Origin of the sequence: uncultured Polaribacter sp. (assembly GCF_947500975.1) — a bacterium.
Taxonomy (GTDB): domain Bacteria; phylum Bacteroidota; class Bacteroidia; order Flavobacteriales; family Flavobacteriaceae; genus Polaribacter.
The window spans coordinates 153,089-175,768 of sequence record NZ_CANMUE010000006.1; the positions used below are offsets into that span (position 1 = coordinate 153,089).

General features: G+C 28.1%; 18 protein-coding genes. 12 read left to right on the plus strand and 6 right to left on the minus strand.

What is annotated here, in order from left to right:
• The 11 genes from Q0733_RS08505 to Q0733_RS08555 all read left to right on the plus strand — a co-directional run bounded on the left by Q0733_RS08505 (position 1) and on the right by Q0733_RS08555 (position 12,888).
• Positions 1-3,135 (plus strand): exodeoxyribonuclease V subunit beta, encoded by a 3,135-nt coding sequence (locus tag Q0733_RS08505; protein WP_298781304.1) that lies wholly within the window; start codon positions 1-3, stop codon positions 3,133-3,135.
• 48 nt (positions 3,136-3,183) lie between these two features.
• Complete coding sequence (gene kbl / locus Q0733_RS08510) at positions 3,184-4,377, plus strand: glycine C-acetyltransferase (RefSeq protein ID WP_298781306.1); 1,194 nt, start codon at positions 3,184-3,186, stop codon at positions 4,375-4,377.
• Between the two features lie 107 nt (positions 4,378-4,484).
• Positions 4,485-5,840: an OmpA family protein gene (locus Q0733_RS08515; protein ID WP_298781309.1), complete on the plus strand. Its 1,356-nt coding sequence runs from the start codon at positions 4,485-4,487 to the stop codon at positions 5,838-5,840.
• 152 nt (positions 5,841-5,992) lie between these two features.
• Complete coding sequence (gene atpD / locus Q0733_RS08520) at positions 5,993-7,504, plus strand: F0F1 ATP synthase subunit beta (protein WP_298781312.1); 1,512 nt, start codon at positions 5,993-5,995, stop codon at positions 7,502-7,504.
• A 57-nt stretch (positions 7,505-7,561) separates the two neighbouring features.
• Positions 7,562-7,855, plus strand: coding sequence for a F0F1 ATP synthase subunit epsilon (locus Q0733_RS08525; protein ID WP_298781315.1), 294 nt, complete (start codon positions 7,562-7,564; stop codon positions 7,853-7,855).
• A 305-nt stretch (positions 7,856-8,160) separates the two neighbouring features.
• The gene (locus Q0733_RS08530) at positions 8,161-8,808 is read left to right on the plus strand and encodes a hypothetical protein (RefSeq protein WP_298781318.1); all 648 of its coding nucleotides are present in this window, start codon (positions 8,161-8,163) and stop codon (positions 8,806-8,808) included.
• Between the two features lie 636 nt (positions 8,809-9,444).
• Positions 9,445-10,194, plus strand: a complete 750-nt coding sequence (locus Q0733_RS08535; RefSeq protein WP_298781320.1) for an ATP-binding protein — start codon at positions 9,445-9,447, stop codon at positions 10,192-10,194.
• Complete coding sequence (locus tag Q0733_RS08540; protein ID WP_298781324.1) at positions 10,191-10,835, plus strand: response regulator transcription factor; 645 nt, start codon at positions 10,191-10,193, stop codon at positions 10,833-10,835. The genes Q0733_RS08535 and Q0733_RS08540 overlap by 4 nt, the downstream gene beginning before the upstream one ends.
• Positions 10,836-10,855: 20 nt before the next feature.
• The gene (rbfA, locus tag Q0733_RS08545; RefSeq protein WP_298781327.1) at positions 10,856-11,251 is read left to right on the plus strand and encodes a 30S ribosome-binding factor RbfA; all 396 of its coding nucleotides are present in this window, start codon (positions 10,856-10,858) and stop codon (positions 11,249-11,251) included.
• Between the two features lie 35 nt (positions 11,252-11,286).
• Positions 11,287-12,489, plus strand: a complete 1,203-nt coding sequence (locus Q0733_RS08550; protein ID WP_298781329.1) for an FtsX-like permease family protein — start codon at positions 11,287-11,289, stop codon at positions 12,487-12,489.
• Between the two features lie 141 nt (positions 12,490-12,630).
• A complete protein-coding gene (locus Q0733_RS08555; RefSeq protein WP_298781331.1) occupies positions 12,631-12,888 on the plus strand; it encodes a hypothetical protein in 258 nt (85 codons plus the stop codon).
• A 547-nt stretch (positions 12,889-13,435) separates the two neighbouring features.
• On the opposite strand, the gene dusB is transcribed toward Q0733_RS08555, so the two are convergent.
• Complete coding sequence (dusB, locus tag Q0733_RS08560) at positions 13,436-14,434, minus strand: tRNA dihydrouridine synthase DusB (protein ID WP_298781333.1); 999 nt, start codon at positions 14,432-14,434, stop codon at positions 13,436-13,438.
• 19 nt (positions 14,435-14,453) lie between these two features.
• On the minus strand, positions 14,454-15,107 hold the full coding sequence (locus Q0733_RS08565; RefSeq protein ID WP_298781336.1) for a hypothetical protein: 654 nt from the start codon (positions 15,105-15,107) through the stop codon (positions 14,454-14,456).
• Positions 15,108-15,553: 446 nt separating this feature from the next.
• Between Q0733_RS08565 and lepA the strand changes: the two genes are divergently transcribed.
• Positions 15,554-17,350: a translation elongation factor 4 gene (gene lepA, locus Q0733_RS08570; RefSeq protein WP_298781338.1), complete on the plus strand. Its 1,797-nt coding sequence runs from the start codon at positions 15,554-15,556 to the stop codon at positions 17,348-17,350.
• Positions 17,351-17,573: 223 nt separating this feature from the next.
• On the opposite strand, the gene Q0733_RS08575 is transcribed toward lepA, so the two are convergent.
• From Q0733_RS08575 to Q0733_RS08590, 4 genes are read right to left on the minus strand one after another with little or no spacing between them, the layout of a single operon-like run.
• A complete protein-coding gene (locus Q0733_RS08575) occupies positions 17,574-18,338 on the minus strand; it encodes a LytTR family DNA-binding domain-containing protein (RefSeq protein ID WP_298781341.1) in 765 nt (254 codons plus the stop codon).
• A gap of 10 nt (positions 18,339-18,348) precedes the next feature.
• Positions 18,349-19,356, minus strand: coding sequence for a sensor histidine kinase (locus Q0733_RS08580; RefSeq protein ID WP_298781344.1), 1,008 nt, complete (start codon positions 19,354-19,356; stop codon positions 18,349-18,351).
• Between the two features lie 5 nt (positions 19,357-19,361).
• Positions 19,362-20,138, minus strand: a complete 777-nt coding sequence (locus tag Q0733_RS08585; RefSeq protein ID WP_298781347.1) for a CPBP family intramembrane glutamic endopeptidase — start codon at positions 20,136-20,138, stop codon at positions 19,362-19,364.
• A gap of 8 nt (positions 20,139-20,146) precedes the next feature.
• Positions 20,147-22,546, minus strand: coding sequence for an outer membrane beta-barrel protein (locus Q0733_RS08590; protein WP_298781349.1), 2,400 nt, complete (start codon positions 22,544-22,546; stop codon positions 20,147-20,149).
• Positions 22,547-22,680: the final 134 nt, after the last annotated feature.

A 22,680-nucleotide genomic window follows, 5' to 3' on the forward strand; every position in this document is an offset into this window, starting at 1 on the left:
GTGCAACAACCATCAACTTTTCAAGTATATAATGCTTCTGCCGGAAGTGGAAAAACTTTTACGCTAGTAAAAGAATATCTAAAAGTTTTACTGAATTCAGAAGATATTTTTACCTTTCAAAAAGTACTAGCAATCACTTTTACAAATAAAGCTGCTGGTGAAATGAAAGAGAGAGTGCTTTCTAACTTAGAAGATTTTTCTGACGGAAAAGAAAATGATTTGTTAAAAATTATTTTAGAAGAAACCTCACTAGATAATGGAATAGTTAAGGATAGAAGTATTAAAATTTTAGATGCAATTCTGCAAAATTACTCAGCGTTTTCAATAACAACTATCGATAGTTTTACACATAAAATTATAAAAAGCTTTGCTTATGATTTAGGTTTATCCTTAAATTTTGATGTAGAAATGGATGCGGTTTCTTTGTTAAACGAAGCTGTTGATGTGTTAATTTCTAAAATAGGAACAGATAAGGATTTGACTAATTTGTTAATCAGTTTTTCTTTAGATAAAGCAGATGATGATAAATCTTGGGACATTACTAGAGAATTAAATGAATTTTCTAGAATCCTTTTAAATGAGGATGATATGAAACATTTTAGAAAATTATCTGATAAAAAGTTAGCAGATTTTACCGCGTTAAAAACAAAACTTACAGCACATCAAAAAGAAATAAAAAAACAATTGATGGAGATTGGTAATCAAGGGTTGCAAATTATTGATGAAGCTAGTTTAGAGCATAAAGATTTTTACTATTCATTATTACCAAAACATTTTTTATCGCTTTCTAAAAACCCAGAGAAAACAGGTTTTTTTGAAAGCAATAAGTTGAGAGAAAGAATTGAAGAGAATCTTTTTTACACTAAGAATAAATCTGATGATATTAAAAGTGCAATAGAATCTATTTTGCCAATTTTATTGGATTTGTACATGGCTTCAGAAAAGTTGCATCAGCAATTTTTGATGAATAGATTGGCGTTGAAAAGTATTATTCCTTTAGCGGTTTTAAATCATATAAATATTGAGCTAGAGAATATTAAAGAAGAAAATAATTTACGGTTAAATGCAGAATTTAATCAACTAATTTCGGATAATATAAAAGACCAACCTGCGCCTTTTATTTATGAAAGAATAGGGCAGCGTTTTATGCATTATTTTATTGATGAAATGCAAGACACTTCTGAGTTGCAATGGCAAAATTTAATTCCTTTAATTGATAATGCCTTGGCGCAAGAAAATAGTAATTTGCTTTTGGTTGGCGATGGAAAACAAGCGATTTATAGATGGAGGGGTGGAAAAGCAGAGCAGTTTATAAACTTAGGTTCTGATGAAGAAAGTTCGTCAAATCCGTTTTTTATAGATAAAGAAATAAAAGAATTAGAAACTAATTTTAGAAGTTTTTCTGAAGTGATTGATTTTAACAATCAGTTTTTTCAGCACACATCAAAATTCATTCAAAATGAAAGCTATAAAAAGTTATTTGTTGATGGGAATCAACAAAAGGAAAATGCTAAAAAAGGAGGCTGTGTTTCATTATCATTTTTAGATAAAGAAGTTGAAAAAGAAGATGAAATTTTAAAATATCCGAAGAAAATATTAGAAAAAATTAATGAATTAAAAACTTCTTTTTCCTTAGATGAAATTTGTGTTTTAGTTCGTAAAAAGAAAGACGGAATTGCGGTTGCAAATTTCTTGTCAGAAAATGGAATTGACATTATTTCTTCCGAAACTTTATTACTTCAAAATAGTCCAAAAGTTAATTTTATTATTGATTTTTTACAGATAATTCAGCATCCTAATGACAAAGAAACTCTATTAAGCGTCTTATACTTTTTGCACAGTCATTTAAACATTGAAACAGAAAAGCATGGGTTTATTTCTGGGTTGATTTATCATCAAAATGAAGAAATTTTTGAATTATTAAAAAACGATGGAATTACTTTTGATGTTGCTACTTTTTATCAAAAACCATTTTATGAAAAAGTAGAAGAAATTATTAGAAGCTTCCAATTAATTGAAGTTTCTGATGCGTATGTTCAGTTTTTCTTAGATGTTGTTTTAGAGCAACAAAGAAAAGGAACAAGTATTCAAGAATTTTTGGATTTTTGGGAAGACAAAAAAGAAGTTTTAAGTATTGTGGCACCAAAAAGCGGCAATGCTGTTCAAGTGATGACTATTCATAAATCGAAAGGATTAGAATTTCCGGTGGTTATTTTCCCTTATGATTTAGATGTTTACAGGCAAATAAACCCTAAAGTTTGGTTAGATAAGTTGCCAGAAAATTTTAATGATTTTAAAGAATTATTAATTGCTTATAATAAAGATGTAAAATATGTAAATGATAGGGGTTTTACTCTTTATAATCAGCAAAGAGAAGAGTTAGAATTGGATAATTTTAACTTGTTATACGTTGCATTAACAAGAGCTGTAGAGCAGTTGCATATAATTACTGAGAAGAAAATCTCATCTAAAGGAGAAGAAAATACTAATTTTTATTCGGGAGTTTTTATCAATTATTTAAAGAATAAAAATCTTTGGAATGATGAACAATTAGAATATTCTTTTGGTGATTTTAATAGAGTTAGTTTACGAGAAGAGGCTGAATCTCTAACAGAAATTCAACAAAAATTCATTTCAACAAAATGGCAAGAGCATAATATTACTATGTTGGCAAGTTCTTCAAAATTATGGGAAACAACGCAAGGAAAAGCAATTGATTTTGGAAATCTGATTCATGAAATGATGGCAAAAGTTATCACTTTTAATGATGTTGATAAAGTTGTACAAGAATATTTGGAGCAGGGAATTATAAATGTGAATGATTCTAAATTGATATATAATAATGTGAGTCAGATTGTAAATCATAAAGAATTAAAAAAATATTTTACAGAAAATGTTATAATATATAATGAAAGAGAAATTGTAGATGTAGATAATCAAGTTATAATTCCAGACAGATTGGTTTTTAATGAAAATAATGATGTAACAATTATTGATTATAAGACAGGAAAATCATCAAGTGACCATCATCAACAATTATTAAATTACGAAAGAGTATTAAAATCCATGAACTTTAATGTCAATAAAAAGCTGCTAATTTATTTAAACAATCAAATTGATATTATTGAGGTATAATCAGTAAAATTAAACTTTGTAACTTTGTATTTAATAAAATCATAAATTATGTACGGAAAAATTAAGGATACTTTAAACAAAGAACTTAAAGAGATAAAAGAAGCTGGTTTATATAAATCAGAAAGAATTATAACTTCTTCACAAGATGCAGTAATAAAAATTTCTACAGGTGAAGAAGTAATAAATTTTTGCGCAAATAATTATTTAGGATTATCAAATCATCTAGAGGTAATTCAAGCTGCAAAAGATACAATGGATACTCATGGTTTTGGAATGTCTTCAGTGCGTTTTATATGTGGCACGCAAGATATTCATAAAAAGCTAGAAAAAAAGATTGCAGATTTTTATACTACAGAAGACACTATATTATATGCTGCAGCTTTCGATGCAAATGGAGGGGTATTTGAGCCTTTATTAACAAAAGAAGATGCAATTATTTCTGATAGTTTAAATCATGCATCCATTATAGATGGAGTTCGTTTGTGTAAGGCGGCAAGATATAGATATAATAATAACGACATGGTTTCTTTAGAAGAACAACTAATTGAAGCTAATAAACAGAATCATCGTTTTAAAATTATTGTAACTGATGGTGTTTTTTCTATGGATGGAATTGTTGCTAAGTTAGATGAGATTTGTGATTTAGCAGATAAGTATGATGCCCTTGTTATGGTTGATGAATGCCATGCAACTGGTTTTATTGGTAAAACTGGTAGAGGAACTGTTGAGTTAAAGAATGTTATGGATAGAGTTGATATTGTTACAGGAACTTTAGGGAAAGCATTAGGAGGTGCTATGGGTGGTTATACAACTGGTAAAAAAGAAATAATTGAAATTTTACGTCAACGTTCAAGACCTTATTTATTTTCTAATTCATTAGCGCCAGCAATTGTTGGTGCGTCTTTAAAAGTTTTTGATTTAATATCAGATGATACTTCACTTCGTGATAAACTAGAATGGAATACAAACTACTTTAGAACTGAAATGGAAAAAGCAGGTTTTGATTTAGTTGGTGCTGATGCAGCAATAGTTCCTGTCATGTTATATGATGCAAAGCTTTCTCAAACAATGGCAAACAGGTTATTAGAAGAAGGTATTTATGTAATTGGTTTCTTTTTTCCTGTTGTACCAAAGGAGAAAGCCAGAATAAGGGTTCAGCTTTCAGCTGCGCATTCAAAAGAACATTTAAACAAAGCTGTTGCCGCATTTATTAAGGTTGGTAAATCTTTAGATGTTATTTAAAATAATTTAAAATTTGAGTAAGTTTTTGTTAATTTGTTTTGTAGATACGTTTTAAGAGATTACTTTTGCGTATTATAATAAAGAACTTTTAATTTAAAAATTTGATAATGAAACGATTAAAATTAGCTGTGATAGCTTTGTTTACGTTAGTAGCAGTTAGCAACGTAAGCGCACAAGACGAAAACAATCCTTGGGCAATAAGTTTTGGGGTAAATAGTGTAGATTTCTATAATGGAAGTGATTTTGGTGATCAAGTAAAAGATTTACTTGGTAATTCTGATTGGAACATGATTCCTGCAATTTCAAGAATTTCTGCAGAGAAGTATTTAGAAAAAGGTTTTTCTTTACAGTTAGCTGGATCTTTAAATAAAATTGAAACTTTTATTGCAAAAGATGATTCAGATTTCTTATACTGGTCTGTTGATGCAATCGTAAAATATGATTTAAACAAATTAATTGGAGATACAGCTTGGTTTGATCCTTTTGTGTTTTTAGGTGGTAGTTATGTTTCTTCTGATGAACAAGGAGAAGGTATGGCTCATGCTGGTGTTGGTTTCAATGTTTGGTTTAATGATAATTTAGGTGTTAACTTCCAACATGGAACTAAAAAAGGTTTTTCTGATAAAGTAAGAGCTCATTATCAAAATTCTTTAGGTTTAGTAATTAAATTTGGAGGAAAAGATACTGATGGAGATGGAGTATATGATAAAGATGACGCTTGTCCAGAAGTTGCTGGGTTAAAAGAATTTAATGGTTGTCCAGATGCTGATAATGACGGTGTTAAAGATTCTGATGATGCTTGTCCTAATGTTGCAGGTTTAGCTGCAATGAATGGTTGTCCTGATGCTGATGGTGATGGAGTTGCTGATAAAGATGATATGTGTCCTAATTCTAAAGGAACTAAAGCTAATAAAGGTTGTCCAGATTCTGACGGAGATGGAGTTGTTGATAAAGACGACAAATGTGCTACTACAGCAGGACCAGCAGCAAATAGCGGATGTCCTTGGCCAGATACTGATGGTGATGGTGTATTAGACAAAGATGATAACTGTAAGAGTGAAGCAGGACCAGCTTCAAATAAAGGTTGTCCTGTAGCAGTAATTGATAAAAAAGCTTTAGAAGTTCTTAACTTTACAGCTAAATCAATTTTATTTAATTCAGGTAGATCTTCTTTCAAATCTGGAGTTACTAGACAATTAGATGCTATTGTTGAAATCATGAACAAAAACGATAAAGCAACTTTTGCTATCGGTGGTCATACAGATAATACAGGTAGAGCTTCTTCTAACTTAAAATTATCTGAGAAAAGAGCTAATTCAGTAATGAACTACTTTATTTCTAAAGGTATTTCTGCATCAAGATTATCGGCTAAAGGTTTTGGTCAAGATTATCCAATTGCAGACAATAAAACTAGAGCAGGTCAAGCTGAAAACAGAAGAGTTGAAATTAAATTAACTAACTAATTATTAGTTAAATTATATATAAAAAGCCTCATCAATTTGATGAGGCTTTTTTATTGAAATAGCTTTTTAATTCCGGTCAAAAAAATTATCTTTGCAACTTGAAAAGAAAAGTGAGCCTCACTTAATAAATAATAATTTTAATTAGATATAAAATGTCTACAACAAAAGGTAAAGTTTCTCAAATTATTGGACCAGTAATTGATGTTGAATTTAATACTGAAAACAACAAATTACCTAATATTTATGATTCATTAGAAATTAAAAAAGCAGATGGATCAATTTTAGTTTTAGAAGTTCAACAACATATTGGTGAAGATACAGTAAGAACAATTTCTATGGACGCTACTGATGGGTTACAAAGAGGGGCAGAAGTTACTGCTACTGGTAATCCAATTCAAATGCCAATAGGAAATGATATTTATGGTCGTTTATTTAATGTTACTGGAGATGCTATTGACGGCTTAGGTAACTTAGCTAAAAAAGGCGAAGACGGTTTGCCAATACATAGAGCTGCACCTAAATTTGAAGATTTATCAGTTTCAACTGAAGTTTTATTCACTGGAATTAAAGTAATTGACTTAATTGAACCTTATGCAAAAGGAGGTAAAATTGGATTATTTGGAGGAGCAGGAGTTGGTAAAACAGTTTTAATTCAAGAGTTGATTAACAACATTGCAAAAGGGCATGGTGGTTTATCTGTGTTTGCAGGAGTTGGAGAAAGAACTCGTGAAGGAAATGATTTATTACGTGAAATGTTAGAATCTGGTATTATAAAATATGGAGACGATTTTATGCATTCTATGGAAGAAGGAGGATGGGATTTATCTAAAGTTGATAAACCTGGAATGAGAGGTTCTAAAGCAACTTTCGTATTCGGACAAATGAATGAACCACCTGGAGCACGTGCTAGAGTTGCATTATCTGGTTTAACTATAGCAGAGTATTTTAGAGATGGAGCAGGAGAAGCACAAGGTAAAGACGTACTTTTCTTTGTTGATAATATCTTTAGATTTACACAAGCAGGTTCTGAGGTTTCTGCATTATTAGGGCGTATGCCTTCAGCGGTAGGTTATCAACCAACATTAGCAACAGAGATGGGAGCAATGCAAGAGCGTATTACATCTACTAAAAAAGGTTCTATTACTTCTGTACAAGCAGTTTATGTACCTGCTGATGATTTAACAGATCCAGCACCAGCAACAACATTTGCGCATTTAGATGCTACAACAGTATTATCCCGTAAAATTGCTGAGTTAGGTATTTATCCTGCAGTGGATCCTTTAGACTCTACTTCAAGAATTTTATCTGCTGAGATTTTGGGTGATGAACATTATAATACCGCAACTGCTGTAAAAGAAATTTTACAACGTTATAAAGAATTACAAGATATTATTGCCATTTTAGGAATGGAAGAATTATCAGAAGAAGATAAATTAGTAGTTCATAGGGCTAGACGTGTACAACGTTTCTTATCTCAACCTTTTCATGTTGCTGAACAATTTACTGGTATACCAGGAGTTTTAGTAGATATTAAAGATACTATTAAAGGTTTTAATATGATTATGGATGGAGAGTTAGATAAATATCCAGAAGCTGCTTTTAATTTAAGAGGATCAATTCAAGATGCGATTGATGCTGGAGAAAAAATGTTAGCAGAAGCATAAACAGTTTAAAGTTGTGAGCTTTTTTGCTAACAACGAATAACTAAAAATTTAAAAATTATGTTTTTAGAAATTGTAACACCTGAAGCTATATTGTTTTCATCAGAAATTGATTCTTTATCAGTTCCTGGAATAGACGGAGAGTTTCAAATGTTAAATAATCACGCACCAGTAGTTTCTGTTTTAAAAGAAGGAACCATATATATTCATGTTCATTCTCAAAATCATTTAGAATTGAATGATTTAAATGACAAGTTGGTAGCGCATGCAAATGATGATAAAATTTTAACTTTACCTATAAATTCTGGAACTTTAGAATTGAATGAAAATAAAGTGATTATTTTAGCAGATTAGTTATTATAATTAAAGAATTTATTAACCTCAAATTAGTGTAATAGCTATTTTGAGGTTTTTTATTTTTTATAAAACAAAAAACATCTTTAAAATTAAAGATGTTTTTTTAGCGATTTTCCCGTTTCGAGATAAATTTACATAAGTAAATATTACTCTACAAATGTCAATAAAACTTTAAATAATAAGAGGAGTGGAAACCTTTAAAATTGAACAGGAAAAACCCCTATTCTATAACCTGACTTGTTAATGTATTTAATTTTATATTGTATTTTTAATCATTATAAATTTTTAAATTCTTTATCGATATGAAATTACAACTAACCAAACTCTATTTTTTACTTTCTTTATCAATTTTAATTTTCTCATGTAAGTCTGAATCTGACCCAAAAGAAAGTGTTAATAATGATAAAGGTATTTCTTGTTATCCAAATAATGAAAGGCCAACTCATGCTATTTCATATCAAGATATAGCAAGTATGTTTAAAGAATATGATAATGGACAAAAAAAAGTTTTAGATAAATATATTACCAGTAAAACTAAAGGAAGAGATTCTGTAGCAACAGTTTCTCAATTTTTTACTTTATCAGAACTAAAACAATATATTGCATATATAGAAAAATTATCAGATGAGAAAGAAATTGAGCTCACAGGTATTAAAATTTTTACGGCTGCTTATCCTTCAGATTATGAAAAAAAAGAATATAGAAATAGAGTCTCGTTTATTTTAGCTCCAACTACCAATATTGGTGTTAACAAAAATGTAGCTTATGAGCCTTTAAAATCTGGAATTAAAAAACCTGTTTCTATGCAAAGTGTTCTAGACAAATATGCAGATGAGGCTACAAAAAATGTAAATAGAGCATCAATATTTAATTTTGATTTAATGCAAGAAGAACCAAGCTCTGCTTTAAATAGAGGTGAGTTAGGGCCACCATATCAATTTGAAAACTAAAAATTTAATGACGGTTAAAGAAATTTACGTATATTTTGAGTATTCCTCTTTATTAATTGCTTTAATGCTTTACACTAAGTATAAAGGTTATCCGTTTTATAAATTTTTTTGTTTTTATTTAATAAATGTAGTTTTATTTGGGGTTATTATAAAATACTTTTTGCCTAGTATTCTAATAAAATATAACACTTTTTTAAATCCTAAAACAATTATTAAGGATATATATAATATTTATACTTTTTTTGAATTTAACTTAATAGCAGTACTTTATTTTAAATTAATAAAAAGAAAAGAAGCACTTAACTTAATTAAGTATTTAGCAATTATTTTTAATATAATTTATTTTACTAGTTTTTTTCTTTTAGAGTTAAAAAAGCATACAGTACTCATAGAAGCAATAGTTATTAGTGTTTTTATCATTATTTATTTTAGAGAACTTTTAAATTCTAAAGAACTTTTAAAATACAAAAAGCTTTTGCCTTTTTGGGTATCTGTCGGTTTTTTAATTTATTACTTAACAACTATTCCTTTTTTTGCACAAGTTTATTTTAAGTTAGCTAGCAATTTAGGTAATTTCCCTATCTTTCATTATATTATTATAACATTACACCTGTGTTTTATTTATGGTTTAATTATATGCAAGAGGGAGAACAATTAGTTTTAACGGTTTCAACTATTTTAGTTTTATTAGTAGTAATAGCATTAATTGTTTTATTTACTGTTTTTCAAAAAAAGAAAAATGAATTGTTAAAAGAACAAGAAGAAGAGAAAAAGCGTTTTGAAAGAGAAATTGCAGAAACTCAAATAGAAATTAGAGAAGAAACGTTGAGAAATATTAGTTGGGAGCTACATGATAACATTGGTCAACTTTTAACCTTAGCAAAAATACAATTGCAAAATACCACTGAAGAGAATGTTGGTGAAGTAAAAGAAACAATTACTAAGGGGTTAAACGAAGTGAGGGCTTTATCAAAATTAATAAACCCTGAGGCAATGAACACGATGGAAATAAAAGATGCTGTTCAATTAGAGATAGATCGTTTTAATCGTTTAAATTTTATAGAATCTAGTTTACAAGTTAATGGGAAAGAAAAAAAGATAGATTCTAAAGCAAGTATAATTATATTTAGAATTTTACAAGAATTCTTTTCTAACACAATTAAACACTCTAAAGCTTTAAATCTAAATGTAACTTTAACCTACTCAGAACAAATGTTGCATATTTTGGCTGAAGATAATGGTATTGGATTTTCGGAATATGAAAGCCTTAAAAAAGGTATTGGGTTAACAAATATAGAAGCTAGGGCAAAATTAATTGGTGCAACGGCAGTTTTATCTTCAGAAAAAAATAAAGGAACATCTATAGAAATAAAATATAAATTATGATAAAATATACAGTGGTTATTGTTGATGATCATACTTTGCTATCTCAAGCAATTGAAGGTATGGTTAACAGTTTTGCAAAATTTAAAGTTTTATATACTTGTAAAAATGGAAAAGAATTAACAGAAAAATTTTCTGAATCAGCAAAATTTATTCCAGATATTGTTTTAATGGATATTAATATGCCAATTATGAATGGTATAGAAACTACAGAGTGGATTGTAGCTAATTATCCTTCAGTAGATGTGATGGCGTTATCAGTAGAAGATGATGATAATACTATACTTAAAATGCTAAAAGTTGGTGCTATTGGTTATTTATTAAAAGATACTGAAAAAACAGTTTTGGAAAAAGCGTTAACAGAAATTGCAGAAAATGGCTTCTATCACACAAAAAACATTACCAATTTATTAATTGAATCTTTTACAGGGAAACGAAAAGCAGAAATTGCTTTTAAAGAAAGAGAGCTTACTTTTTTAAAATTAGCATGTTCTGAATTAACCTATAAAGAAATTGCAGATCAAATGTGTTTAAGTCCAAAAACAATAGATGGTTATAGAGATACTTTATTTACTAAGTTAAATGTAAAGAATAGAGTGGGCTTGGTTATGTATGCTATAAAAAATAAAATTTACACTCCATAAAATTGTCGTAAATTTGCCAAATGGAAGAAACCAACAGACAAAGAAAAATTGCAGGTGTATTGCAAAAAGATTTGGTAGATGTGTTGCAAAAAGCAGCACAAGATGGCATGAAAGGCGTTATAATTTCTGTTTCTAAAGTTCATGTAACTTCAGATTTAGGAGTTGCAAAAGTATATTTAAGTGTTTTTCCATCAGAAAAAAGAGATGAGCTGGTAAAAGGAGTGCAATCTAACACACCTTTAATAAGACATGAAATGGCTAAAAGAACTCGTAATCAATTACGAAGGATGCCAGAATTATTATTCTTTGGTGATGACACTTTAGATTATTTAGAAAATATTGATAATTCTTTGCAAGGAAAAGATGCAAACCCTATTAAAAATCCTGAAGTTTTACCAAGACGTAAAAAAATATAATTTTTAGGAGATTAATTAGCTCTGAAACAAAACATTTGAGTTTTCCTTTTTACATAGCTAAGAGATATTTATTTACAAAAACCAGTAATAATGCAATAAATATCATAACAATTATAGCCTCATTTGGAGTTATAGTTGGTTCACTTGCGTTGTTTATTGTTCTTTCTGGTTTTTCTGGTTTAAGTACTTTTAGCAATAGCTTATTAGATGCATCAGATCCAGATTTAAAAATTACTTCTGTTAAAGGAAAATCATTTATTATCTCCGATGATATTCAACAAATTTTTAAAAAAAAATCTTCAATTAAAGAGTACTCTAAAGTTATTGAAGAACGTGTTTTCTTGGAATATAATAATAAAAATGAGATTGCTTTTATAAAAGGTGTAGATGAAAATTATACCAATATTATTAAAATAGATTCTTCTTTAACTTTTGGAAACTGGCTGGGTAAAGACTATGTAAATACAGCTGTTATTGGTGAATATATGTCTTATAAACTATCTTTAGGAGTTAATAATTTTAGTGAACCTTTAATAATTAGAGTACCAAAACCTGGTACTGGCTTTATGAATTATAACAACGCATTTTATAAAACTGATGTACATGTTGTAGATTTATATAGTGGTACTGAGGAGTTTCAAAGTAAATATGTTTTTATAACGTACAATCAAGCAAAAAATTTACTAAAGTTTGATAAAAACCAAGTAACAAGCATAGAGTTAAAAGTAAATAATACTAATAATTCTGATAAAATTTCTAATCAACTTCAAAACGAATTAGGTAATGATTTTAAAGTGCAAACCAAAGCACAAATGAATGAAGTGTATTATAAAATGATTAATACAGAGAATTTTGTTTCCTATCTTATTTTTACATTGATTGTAATTATAGCATTGTTTAATGTTATTGGAGCAATTATAATGATGATTATAGATAAAAAAGATAATTTAAAAACACTTTTTAGTTTAGGTGCTACCGTTAAGGAAATTAAAAAGATTTTTGCACTCCAAGGTTTTTTATTAACCTTTTTTGGAATGATAATAGGATTAACAATAGGTGTAATTTTAGTTTTTCTACAGAAAGAATTTAGCCTATTTATGATTACTGAAAATTTAGCTTACCCTGTAGAATTTAGATTTTCTAATTTATTTATAGTGTTGGCAACTATAACAGTTTTAGGTTTTGTAGCATCTAAAATTGCAAGCAGTAGAATTTCAAAAGAGTTTATAGAAATTTAAATTAAATTTGGTAATCTTGTTTTTTTTTAAAGTTTGATTAATTTAGATAAGTATACTTATCTAAATTAAATTGCTTAAAAAAGAATATCTAGAAAAATTGCGCATTATTCTTTTTCATTTATTAACCTAAAAATTAAAATAATGAAAAAAAATATAATTTTAATTACAATAGTATTATTTATATGTATATCATTTTCTAATTGTACTAATTCTAATAAAAATAGTGTTTTAGAAAATACTGAAACATCAAATTTTAGTCTTAGAAAGTTTGGGACTGAATATTCTTCTAAATCTAAAGAACCCTCTGTTAATGAAATTAGTGCTTTAAGAAAAGTTTATCATAATGTTGACGAACTAAAAGAGAATGTTTCTAAAGAGATAAGACCAATTAATTATTAAAGCAATATTTAAAATAGGATTAGTTATAATAACTTATATATGCCTCACTTTTTTGAGGCATATATTTGTAGTGAACCTTTTTTCTATTTTAACTTTAGATATTATTTTTTCTAATAGATTTATAGCTTTAATAATTGTAGATTTTTTCACTTATTTAATAATATATTTATCATATTTAAAATTTAAATCAAGTAATATTTACATCAAATTAATTGTAATAACATCAATTTTTTTTCCAATTTTAATTGAAATAGATTTATTAATAACGTATTCAATTTTTAATTTCAATGTAAAGCAATTATGTTTTATTCATTACAATCATAAATCTTTATTATTAATCTATATTCCTTTATTAATAATTAGTTCTGGTATATCACTATTAATATTTAAAAAAAGAAAAGAATTTAAAAAAGAATACCTTAAATATATCTTTTTAGTAGTCTTGACCTTTATTATACTAAACAAAATAGTATTAAAAATATTTGATTAAAAAAATTGGAAGATTTCTTGAAATTTAATTAATAAAGAGTTTATAGAAAGATAAAATTTAAATCTGCGGAATAATAGTATTTCCAAACTTAGCTTCAACTTCATTAAAAGTAGCAAATACATCTTTTGGATCATCAGAAGTTACCATTTTCATTCTATATTCTTTAAAATGTGGTATTCCTTTAAAATAATTAGTATAATGTCTTCTAGTTTCAAAAACACCTAATACAGGTCCTTTCCAATCTATTGCCATTTGTAAGTGTCTTCTAGCTACTTGAGTTCTTTCAGCTATTGTAGGTTTTGCTAAATGTTCTCCAGTATTAAAATAATGTTTAACTTCATTAAAAAACCAAGGATATCCAATAGTAGCTCTACCAATCATAGCGCCATCTAAACCATATTTATCTCGCATTTCCATAGCTCTTTCTGGTGATGTAACATCTCCATTTCCAAAAACAGGAATATGCATTCTTTGGTTATTTTTTACATCTGCAATAGGTTTCCAATCCGCATCACCCTTATACATTTGTGCTCTAGTTCTACCATGAATAGAAATTGCCGCACAACCAACATCTTGCAAGCGCTCTGCTACTTCTACAATTCTTATTGAATCATGATCCCAACCTAAACGTGTTTTAACTGTTACTGGAAGTTTAGTATGTTTAACCATAGCTTCAGTTAAAGAAACCATTAAATCTATATCTTTTAAAATACCAGCTCCAGCTCCTTTTGAAACTACTTTTTTTACAGGACAACCAAAGTTGATATCTATAATATCTGGATTTGATTTTTCAACAATTTCAATTGTTTTTAGCATTGAATCTAAATTAGCTCCAAAAATTTGAATTCCAACAGGTCTTTCTTTTTCATAGATATCTAATTTCATAACACTTTTTGCAGCGTCTCTAATTAAGCCTTCAGATGAAATAAACTCTGTATACACAACATCTGCACCATTCTCTTTACATAAAGCTCTAAACGGAGGGTCAGATACATCTTCCATTGGAGCTAATAATAATGGAAAATCTGGTAATTCTATGTTGCCTATTTGTATCAAAACTTGTGTGCTTTTTAAATTAGTTTTTGCCTAATTCGGTTATTTTTTTCTCGTACAATTTTTTACTTTCAGTAACAGCTATATTCAATTGTTGCATAATACCATCTACTCTATCTTCTATACTTTTCATTTGTCCGTTTATAGAGTCAAAAGAGTTTAGTGCCGCAGCAACCTCTAAGGCTTTAACAACTTCAACTGCATCGCCGTGTAAAATTCTTAATTTACCTATTGCTTTTGCAGTATTTGCTAAAGTACCATTGTATTTTGTTCTTGCTTTGCTAATTGCTGCTAAAAGTGTTGCTTTTGTTGCAGCATCACTAAGACTACTACTTTGGGTTTCCATTGCAGTAAATAAATTGCTAGCCTTAGCTTTTAAGTCTTCAAATTCTTTGTTTAGGTTATTTACTTTTTTGTTTACTTTTTCCCAGTCTCCATAAACTTTAGCAAACTCTCTATCTTCGTTTTTAGTATCTTCTAAAGCAAGTTTTAAAGCTCCTAAAGATTTTAATCCTTTGTTTACTTTTGTGTTAGCAGTTTCTTTTTTGTTTTCAAAAGTAGAAACTTGTGCTTTAAACTTTTCTTTTAAACGAATTAAATCTTCTGGACTATTATCTTTCCAACATGAACTTAAGGATAAAAACAACCCTACATAAAGCAATATTTTTTTAATCATTCTATAAAATTATTCAATATTAATGAGAGCAAATATACAATGAATATAAATTTATGGGTTTGTAAAACTTCTAAATAGGTTTTTTCTATAAAAAAAGTTGCAAAAATTTATTATTTTAAAATATTATTTAACATTAAAATATAAATAAGTAGGACTAAGGAAACTATTTTATTAACCCATCAATTTAATACTTTAGAAAAGTTTTAAGTTTTTTTTTTGATAAAAGATTAAAAAATGTAGAGAACTACGCAAGTAAATGGGTTTTAAGAAATAGTGATTGAGTTGTTAAAGGCATATGATAAAATAGAGATAATACTATTAATTGGAAGAGTTTTAAAATAGTAATTTTAAAGTTAGAAAGAAGGTTTATAAACCCATCTTTTTTTATTTGACAAGGTTTGTAAATAGCATATATTTGTAAGTTGAAAGAAGTTAGAAAACGAAGTATGAAGAACATAAGAAACTTTTGCATTATTGCTCATATTGATCATGGTAAAAGTACATTAGCAGATAGATTGTTAGATTATACAGGCTCAGTAACAGCTCGTGAACAAAAAGCACAGTTGTTAGATAGCATGGATTTAGAACGAGAACGTGGAATTACCATAAAATCTCACGCCATTCAAATGGATTTTGTTCATAATGGAGAGCCATTTATCTTAAATTTAATTGATACTCCAGGTCACGTAGATTTTTCTTACGAAGTTTCCCGTTCAATAGCAGCTTGTGAAGGAGCTTTGTTAATTGTTGATGCTGCACAAAGTATACAAGCACAAACAATTTCTAATTTATATTTAGCTCTAGAGAACGATTTAGAGATTATTCCTATTTTAAATAAAGTAGATTTACCTTCTGCAAATCCTGAAGAAGTAACAGATGATATTGTAGATTTATTAGGTTGCGATCCAGAAGAAGTAATCCACGCAAGTGGTAAAACTGGTTTTGGAGTTGATAATATTTTAGCAGCAATTATAGATAGAATTCCAGCTCCAAAAGGAGATCCAGACGCACCATTGCAAGCTTTAATTTTTGATTCTGTTTACAATTCTTACAGAGGAATAGAAACGTATTTTAGAGTTTTTAATGGTGAAATTAAAAAGGGACAAGAAATTAAATTTGTTGCAACAGGTAAAAATTATTTTGCTGATGAAGTTGGTACTTTAAAACTAACACAAGTTGTAAAAAAGTCTGTAAAAACGGGTGATGTAGGGTACTTAATTACGGGTATTAAAACAGCAAAAGAGGTTAAAGTAGGAGATACAATAACAGATTTTGCTAAACCAACCACAGAAATTATTGATGGTTTTGAAGATGTAAAACCAATGGTTTTTGCTGGTATATACCCTGTTGATACAGAAGATTATGAAGAATTACGTTCTTCAATGGAAAAACTGCAATTAAACGACGCTTCTTTAGTATTTCAACCAGAAAGCTCAGCTGCTTTAGGTTTTGGTTTTCGTTGTGGGTTCTTAGGAATGTTACATATGGAAATTATTCAAGAGCGTTTAGAACGTGAGTTTAATATGACTGTAATTACTACAGTACCAAACGTTTCTTACTATGCTTATACAAAGAAAAACCCTGATGAAATTATCATCTTAAATAATCCAACAGATTTACCAGATCCATCAAGATTAGATAGAGTAGAGGAGCCTTTTATTAAAGCTTCAATTATAACAAAGTCTGATTTTGTAGGGCAAGTTATGAGTTTGTGTATCGAAAAACGTGGGCAGATAATCAATCAAACATATTTAACAACACAAAGAGTTGAGTTAATTTTCGAAATGCCTTTGGCAGAAATTGTATTTGATTTTTATGATCGTTTAAAAACAGTTTCTAAAGGATATGCTTCTTTTGATTATCATCCAATTGGTATGAAAGAATCTAAATTAGTAAGAGTAGATATTTTATTAAACGCACAACCTGTAGATGCACTTTCTGCTTTATTACACGCAGATAATGCATATACAATTGGTAAAAAAATTGTAGAAAAACTAAAGCAATTAATACCAAGGCAACAGTTTGATATTCCAATACAAGCAGCAATTGGTGCTAAAATTATTGCTAGAGAAACAACAAAAGCTTTGCGTAAAGATGTTACAGCAAAATGTTATGGTGGAGATATTTCTAGAAAACGTAAATTGTTAGAAAAGCAGAAAAAGGGTAAGAAAAGAATGCGCCAGGTTGGTAATGTAGAAATTCCGCAAGAAGCATTTATGGCTGTTTTAAAGTTGAATGATTAAAGTTTTTTAGAGTTAAAAAACAAGATAAAAGAATAAAGACACAAGCCTTTTTGAGAAATCAAGAAGGTTTTTTATTTGAAGCTATTTCCAGCTTTCCATTATATCTTTTTTTGAGAAAAACAAAAAAAGGATGCCATTTCAATCTGGGCTAAACTTGTTTGTTAGTAAATAGAGATTTTTTTAAAGTAAGTTTTGAGTTTAATTTACTAAATGTAAAACAAAATTAATTTTCCAACCATTTTCTAAAATCAGCAGTTGTAGCAGAGCTTGTCATCACTTTTTCTTTATGTTTTTTTATTGAAATCAGTAATCTATTTTTAAAATGACTTTCTATTTTTTCTATAAAATCGATATTTATAATTTCACTTCTATTAATTTTAAAGAATTTCTTTGGGTTTAATTGCTGATAAATAACACCTAAATTTTTAGAAATTGTATGGCGTTTTCCATTCTTATCTATTGCTAAACAAAAATCTCCAGAAGCCGAAATCAATGTAATATCAATAGCATTTAACAGCTGAATGCCAGATGTTTTTTTAATAACAAATCGTTTTTTGTGAGTAGCAGATTCTTCTTGTAAGGCAGATTTTAAAGCATCAATTGTATTTGTGTCTAAAGTAGTGTAATCTCCTTTTTTAAATAAAGCTTGGTATTTATGAATCGCTTTATCAAAATCGTTTTGAGAATAGGGTTTTAAAATATAAGCAATTCCATTTGTATTAAATGCTTGAAATAAATATTCATCGTGGGCAGAACAAAATATAATAGGAGCTTCAATTTTTATTTTATGAAATAAATTAAAAGAAAGCCCATCTAATAGTTGGATGTCAGATAAAATAAAGTCGTAATTATTTTCTTTTAATAAAAGTTCTCCATCAACAATGGTTCTTCCCCAATCATGGGTAATTTTTATATCAAAAAAATTATGTAAACATTTTATTAGTTTTTGATAAGCAGGTATTTCGTCTTCTAAAATTAAGATGTTCATGGTATTTATTTTATTCGCTTAAAGTAATTATTGGAATAAAAACTTCAAATTTTTCTTCCAAATTATGCACCTGAATTTTTTCATCAGAAAGTAATTTGTAACGTGCTTTTAAGTTTTTTAAACCTGTACCAAAAGATTCTTCTTTTAAATGAGTTTTAGATTTGGTATTGGTAACAGTTAACCAACCATCATTTATGGTGATTAAAATTTTTACGGGTGTATTGTTTTGAACTTTATTATGTTTTACTACGTTTTCTAATAAGGCTTGTAGCGCACCAGTTGGAATGAATTTATTATTTATTTCTGTGTTTTTTTCAATATTAAACTCATAATCATTTTCAAATCTAGTTTTTATTAAAAAAATATAATTTTCGGAAAAATTTAGTTCTTTTGACAGCTCCATAACTTCGGCATCTTTTGTTTGAATTAAATATCTGTATATTAAAGATAGCCTATTTATGTATTCTTTTGCTTTATTTGGGTTGCTATCAATTAAACTATCTAAAGTATTTAAATTGTTGAATAAAAAGTGTGGATCTATTTGTGAGCGTAATAGTTTTAACTCGTTTTCTTTTTGTTGTTTTTCAACATTTAAAAGTTCCGTTCTTCCTTCATAGAATTTTTTAGTTAATAAAATTCCTAAAGGAAAAGCTATAGTTTCTGAGCCATAATCAATTCCTTTTAAAATAAAATTCAAACCAGTAGGAAAATTGTTCCAATCATTTGCACCCGTCCAAAAACCTATAGTGTAGTTAATACCGCCAAAAATAAAAAGTAATAAGGTACCAACTATTCCAAATAAAAAGTAATTTTTGTTATTAATAATATATTCAGGTATTAGCCAAAAGATGAAAAAATAAATTAAGATTATCGATATGAAAATGCCGGCAGGAATATCTATTATATACTCTAAAAAAGTATGATTCTGTTTATATGCATAATGCAATTCCATAATTACGGATACACCGTAAAAAATAGAAAGAATTATGTAATCAGACTTGCTAAATTTAAGTTTCATTGAGGTTAATTAGTTACAGGCACTTGTTTTTTTATGATATAAAGTCCATAAATTAAACAAGGTAAAGTTATTAATATCGTTAATATCGAATCGTTAATATCCATAGGATTATAAACCATAGCTTTTACGGGTTTATTTATTGAATCTAATTTGGCTACAAAATCGATAATAGCATGAATAATTATTAATGGATATACTCTTTTAATTACTAATAAAAGAGCGCCAAACATTATACCAATAAAAGTAGCGAAAAATAATTGAGCTATTTCACCATAAATACCTTTATCAAAATTAATTAGATGTAAAAAACCAAATATTAATGCTGATATAAAAACGGCTTTAATTTGTGCTTTTCTGTTGTTTCCAAAATATTTTGAAATTAAAGGAAGCAAAACACTTCTAAGACTTAACTCTTCAGAAATTCCTATAACAATACAATAAATTACTAATAATGATATGTTTAAAATGCTGAAATTTGGAATTGAATCTAAAGAATCTATATTTAATAAAACTAAAAACAATAACGGAAAAATAACAAGCCATAATTTTTTGGGTTTTGTTTTAGATAAACCACCAAGTTGAATTAAATCTAACCTTTTAGCAACCATAAAAGATACCAAACCAAGAATAGATTTACTTATTATGTTAAAAGCTAAATGAATATTATAATCATCTATTCCGTTATTTATTAAATAGTTTTTTATGATATTGTTTGTTGTTGAAATTAAGGCAATAAATAGTATGAATAAAATTACTTTATTTAAGATTGATTTGTTTTTCATTATCATTATTAATTATTGTCATTAATTCTGTTTTCTTCATCTCTATTTGTATTTCTACTGGCTTTCTTCTTGCCAAATTTAGAGCCGAAACTATATACCATACGTAGTTGAATATTTTGTCTAGAACCATTACTCTCAACTTCTGCAGTTCCGTTCCCGTAATCTATATTACCAACAAAACCTCTATTTAGCATTTTATTAAAACCTAAATTTACTTTTAATTTATCATCTAAAAACTTTTTACCAAAAGAAAAATCTAATTCAGCTAACCAGTCAACCTCTATTTGACCTTCTAACGCTCCTGTTCCATAATTACCACTAACTTCTAAATTAACATCCCAAGGTAATTGGTAGCTTGCCTGTATAAACCAAATTAAGTTCCATTTATTTAAGTTAATTTTGTAGAATTCTCCAGGAATGTCTTTGTCTAAAATAGTTGCATGAAAGTTGTTGCTGGTAACAATAACTCCTGTGTAACCTTCTAATCCTTTCGTAAAGTTTACAGGTGCAAATAATCTAAAGTTCCAATTATAACTGTTGTCAATATTAGTTTCTTGCTGTCTTATTTGTGCAGATGAGTTACTTTGACTGATTAATTGCGCAATTGCATCATCAGTTTTACTGTAACCTATTGTAAAAAATGGTTGCCCTTCATAAGTTAAGTTAAATTGATACTTGTTTGTATAAGACGGAGTTAAATCAGGGTTTCCTTCGCTACCAGAATAAGGATCTAAAAAAGTAACAAAACTATTTAAGCTATTATAAGATGGTCTTTGAATTCTATAACTGTAAGATAAACTTGCTCCTAAAGTTTCTGTTATTTCTCTGCTAATTGATGCACTTGGAAATATTTTTTGAATAGGTCTTTTTTGAATTTCTGTAGTAAGAACACCGTCTTTTAAAAATGTTGATGTTCCATTTGTATAACTGTCTTCATAACGTAAACCTCCAGAAAAAGACCATTTTCCATAACTAGCATTTATTTTAGTGTACAGAGCAAAAATATTTTCGTCAATAACAAATCGGCTACTCTCATCATCAATTTTATCAAAACTATTATTGTTTTCATCAAAAGATTGCAAATCATTATCCGTTTTAACATCAGCAAAACGAGTTCCAACGCTTAATTTAAAATTATCAGAAAAGGTTTTAGAATAATCAGCTCTATATGTTTTTATAGTATAATTTCCTTCTTGAATGTATTTTTTATTCGTAAAATCAACAGTGCTTCCTGCAACATCAGATAATATATTTGTGTTATCATTTACAAAGTCTACGTAATTAAAATCAATTACTAATTTATCAGTATCTGTCTTATATTCGTAATATGGGTTTATGTTAAAATTACTTCTTTCTCTATCAAAACTATTTTCTGATAATAAAATATTGGTATTGTTTGTGTCAGAAATAATGGTTTTGCTACTAGCAATTCTATCGGATTTTCTTGTGCTAATAAGACCTCCAATTCCTATAGAGTGATGGTCATTTAAATAATAATCTAAATTTCCACTAATTCTAAAATTATCAGGATCGTAAGGCTCACGTGTAACTTGGTCGTAAGTTTCATCTCCAACTGTTCTTACTAAAAATAAATCGTCTCTCCAAGTTGGTTGCGAATAATTTAAGCTCGTTTGCCAATTTAATTTGTTTTTATAACTAGCAATAGAAAAACCAGTACCCCATTCCAAACCTTCATCTTCACCAATCCAAGAGTTTACACTTCCGTGTGTTCCAAGTTTTACATTTTTCTTTAAAATGATGTTAATAATTGCTCCTGAGCCAGAAGCGTCATATTCTGCGCCAGGTTGTTCAACTACCTCAATTTTAGCTATATTGTCTGCAGGAAAATCACTTAGTAAAGTTTCTACATCCATATATTCTGTAGTTTTTCCGTTGATTAAAATTCTAACACCTGTGTTTCCTGCAATAGAAATTCCATTATTAGTTACTAAAACACCAGGAACTTTACGCATTACATCTTGTAAACTAGTGTTAATCATTTCAGATTTTTCTAAGTTTACAACCAATTTTTCTGCGGTTTGTTTAATAACTGGGCGTTTACTTTTTACAACTATTTCATTTAAAAGCTGACTTTCTTCTTTTAAAGTGATGTTAAACTTTTTGTTAGAATTTAATTCAAACTCCTTAATTTTTTGAGTTTCAAAGCCTAGCATAGAAAATTCAATTTTATATTTTCCTGAGCTGATGTTTTCAATCTTATACTCTCCATCATCATTAGAAATTGTTCCTTTTGGATTTGCTTCATTTCCAATTTTATAAAGAATAATATTAGTAAAAGGTAAAGGTTGATTTTGATTATCGATAATTTTACCAGATATACTGTGTTGGGAAAAGGTTGTTAAAATTCCGAAGAATAAAATAAATGTACTTGAGATTAAAAATTTCATTTTTTTTGTTGATTTTGTTTTACCGTTCAAAAGTCTTTGTTTTGTTATAATAGAAAAAACAAAATTTGATGAAACGGGTTAAATTTCCGATAAACAGATATTAGTTTTCTTTAAAAACAAGACGCTTAAAACCT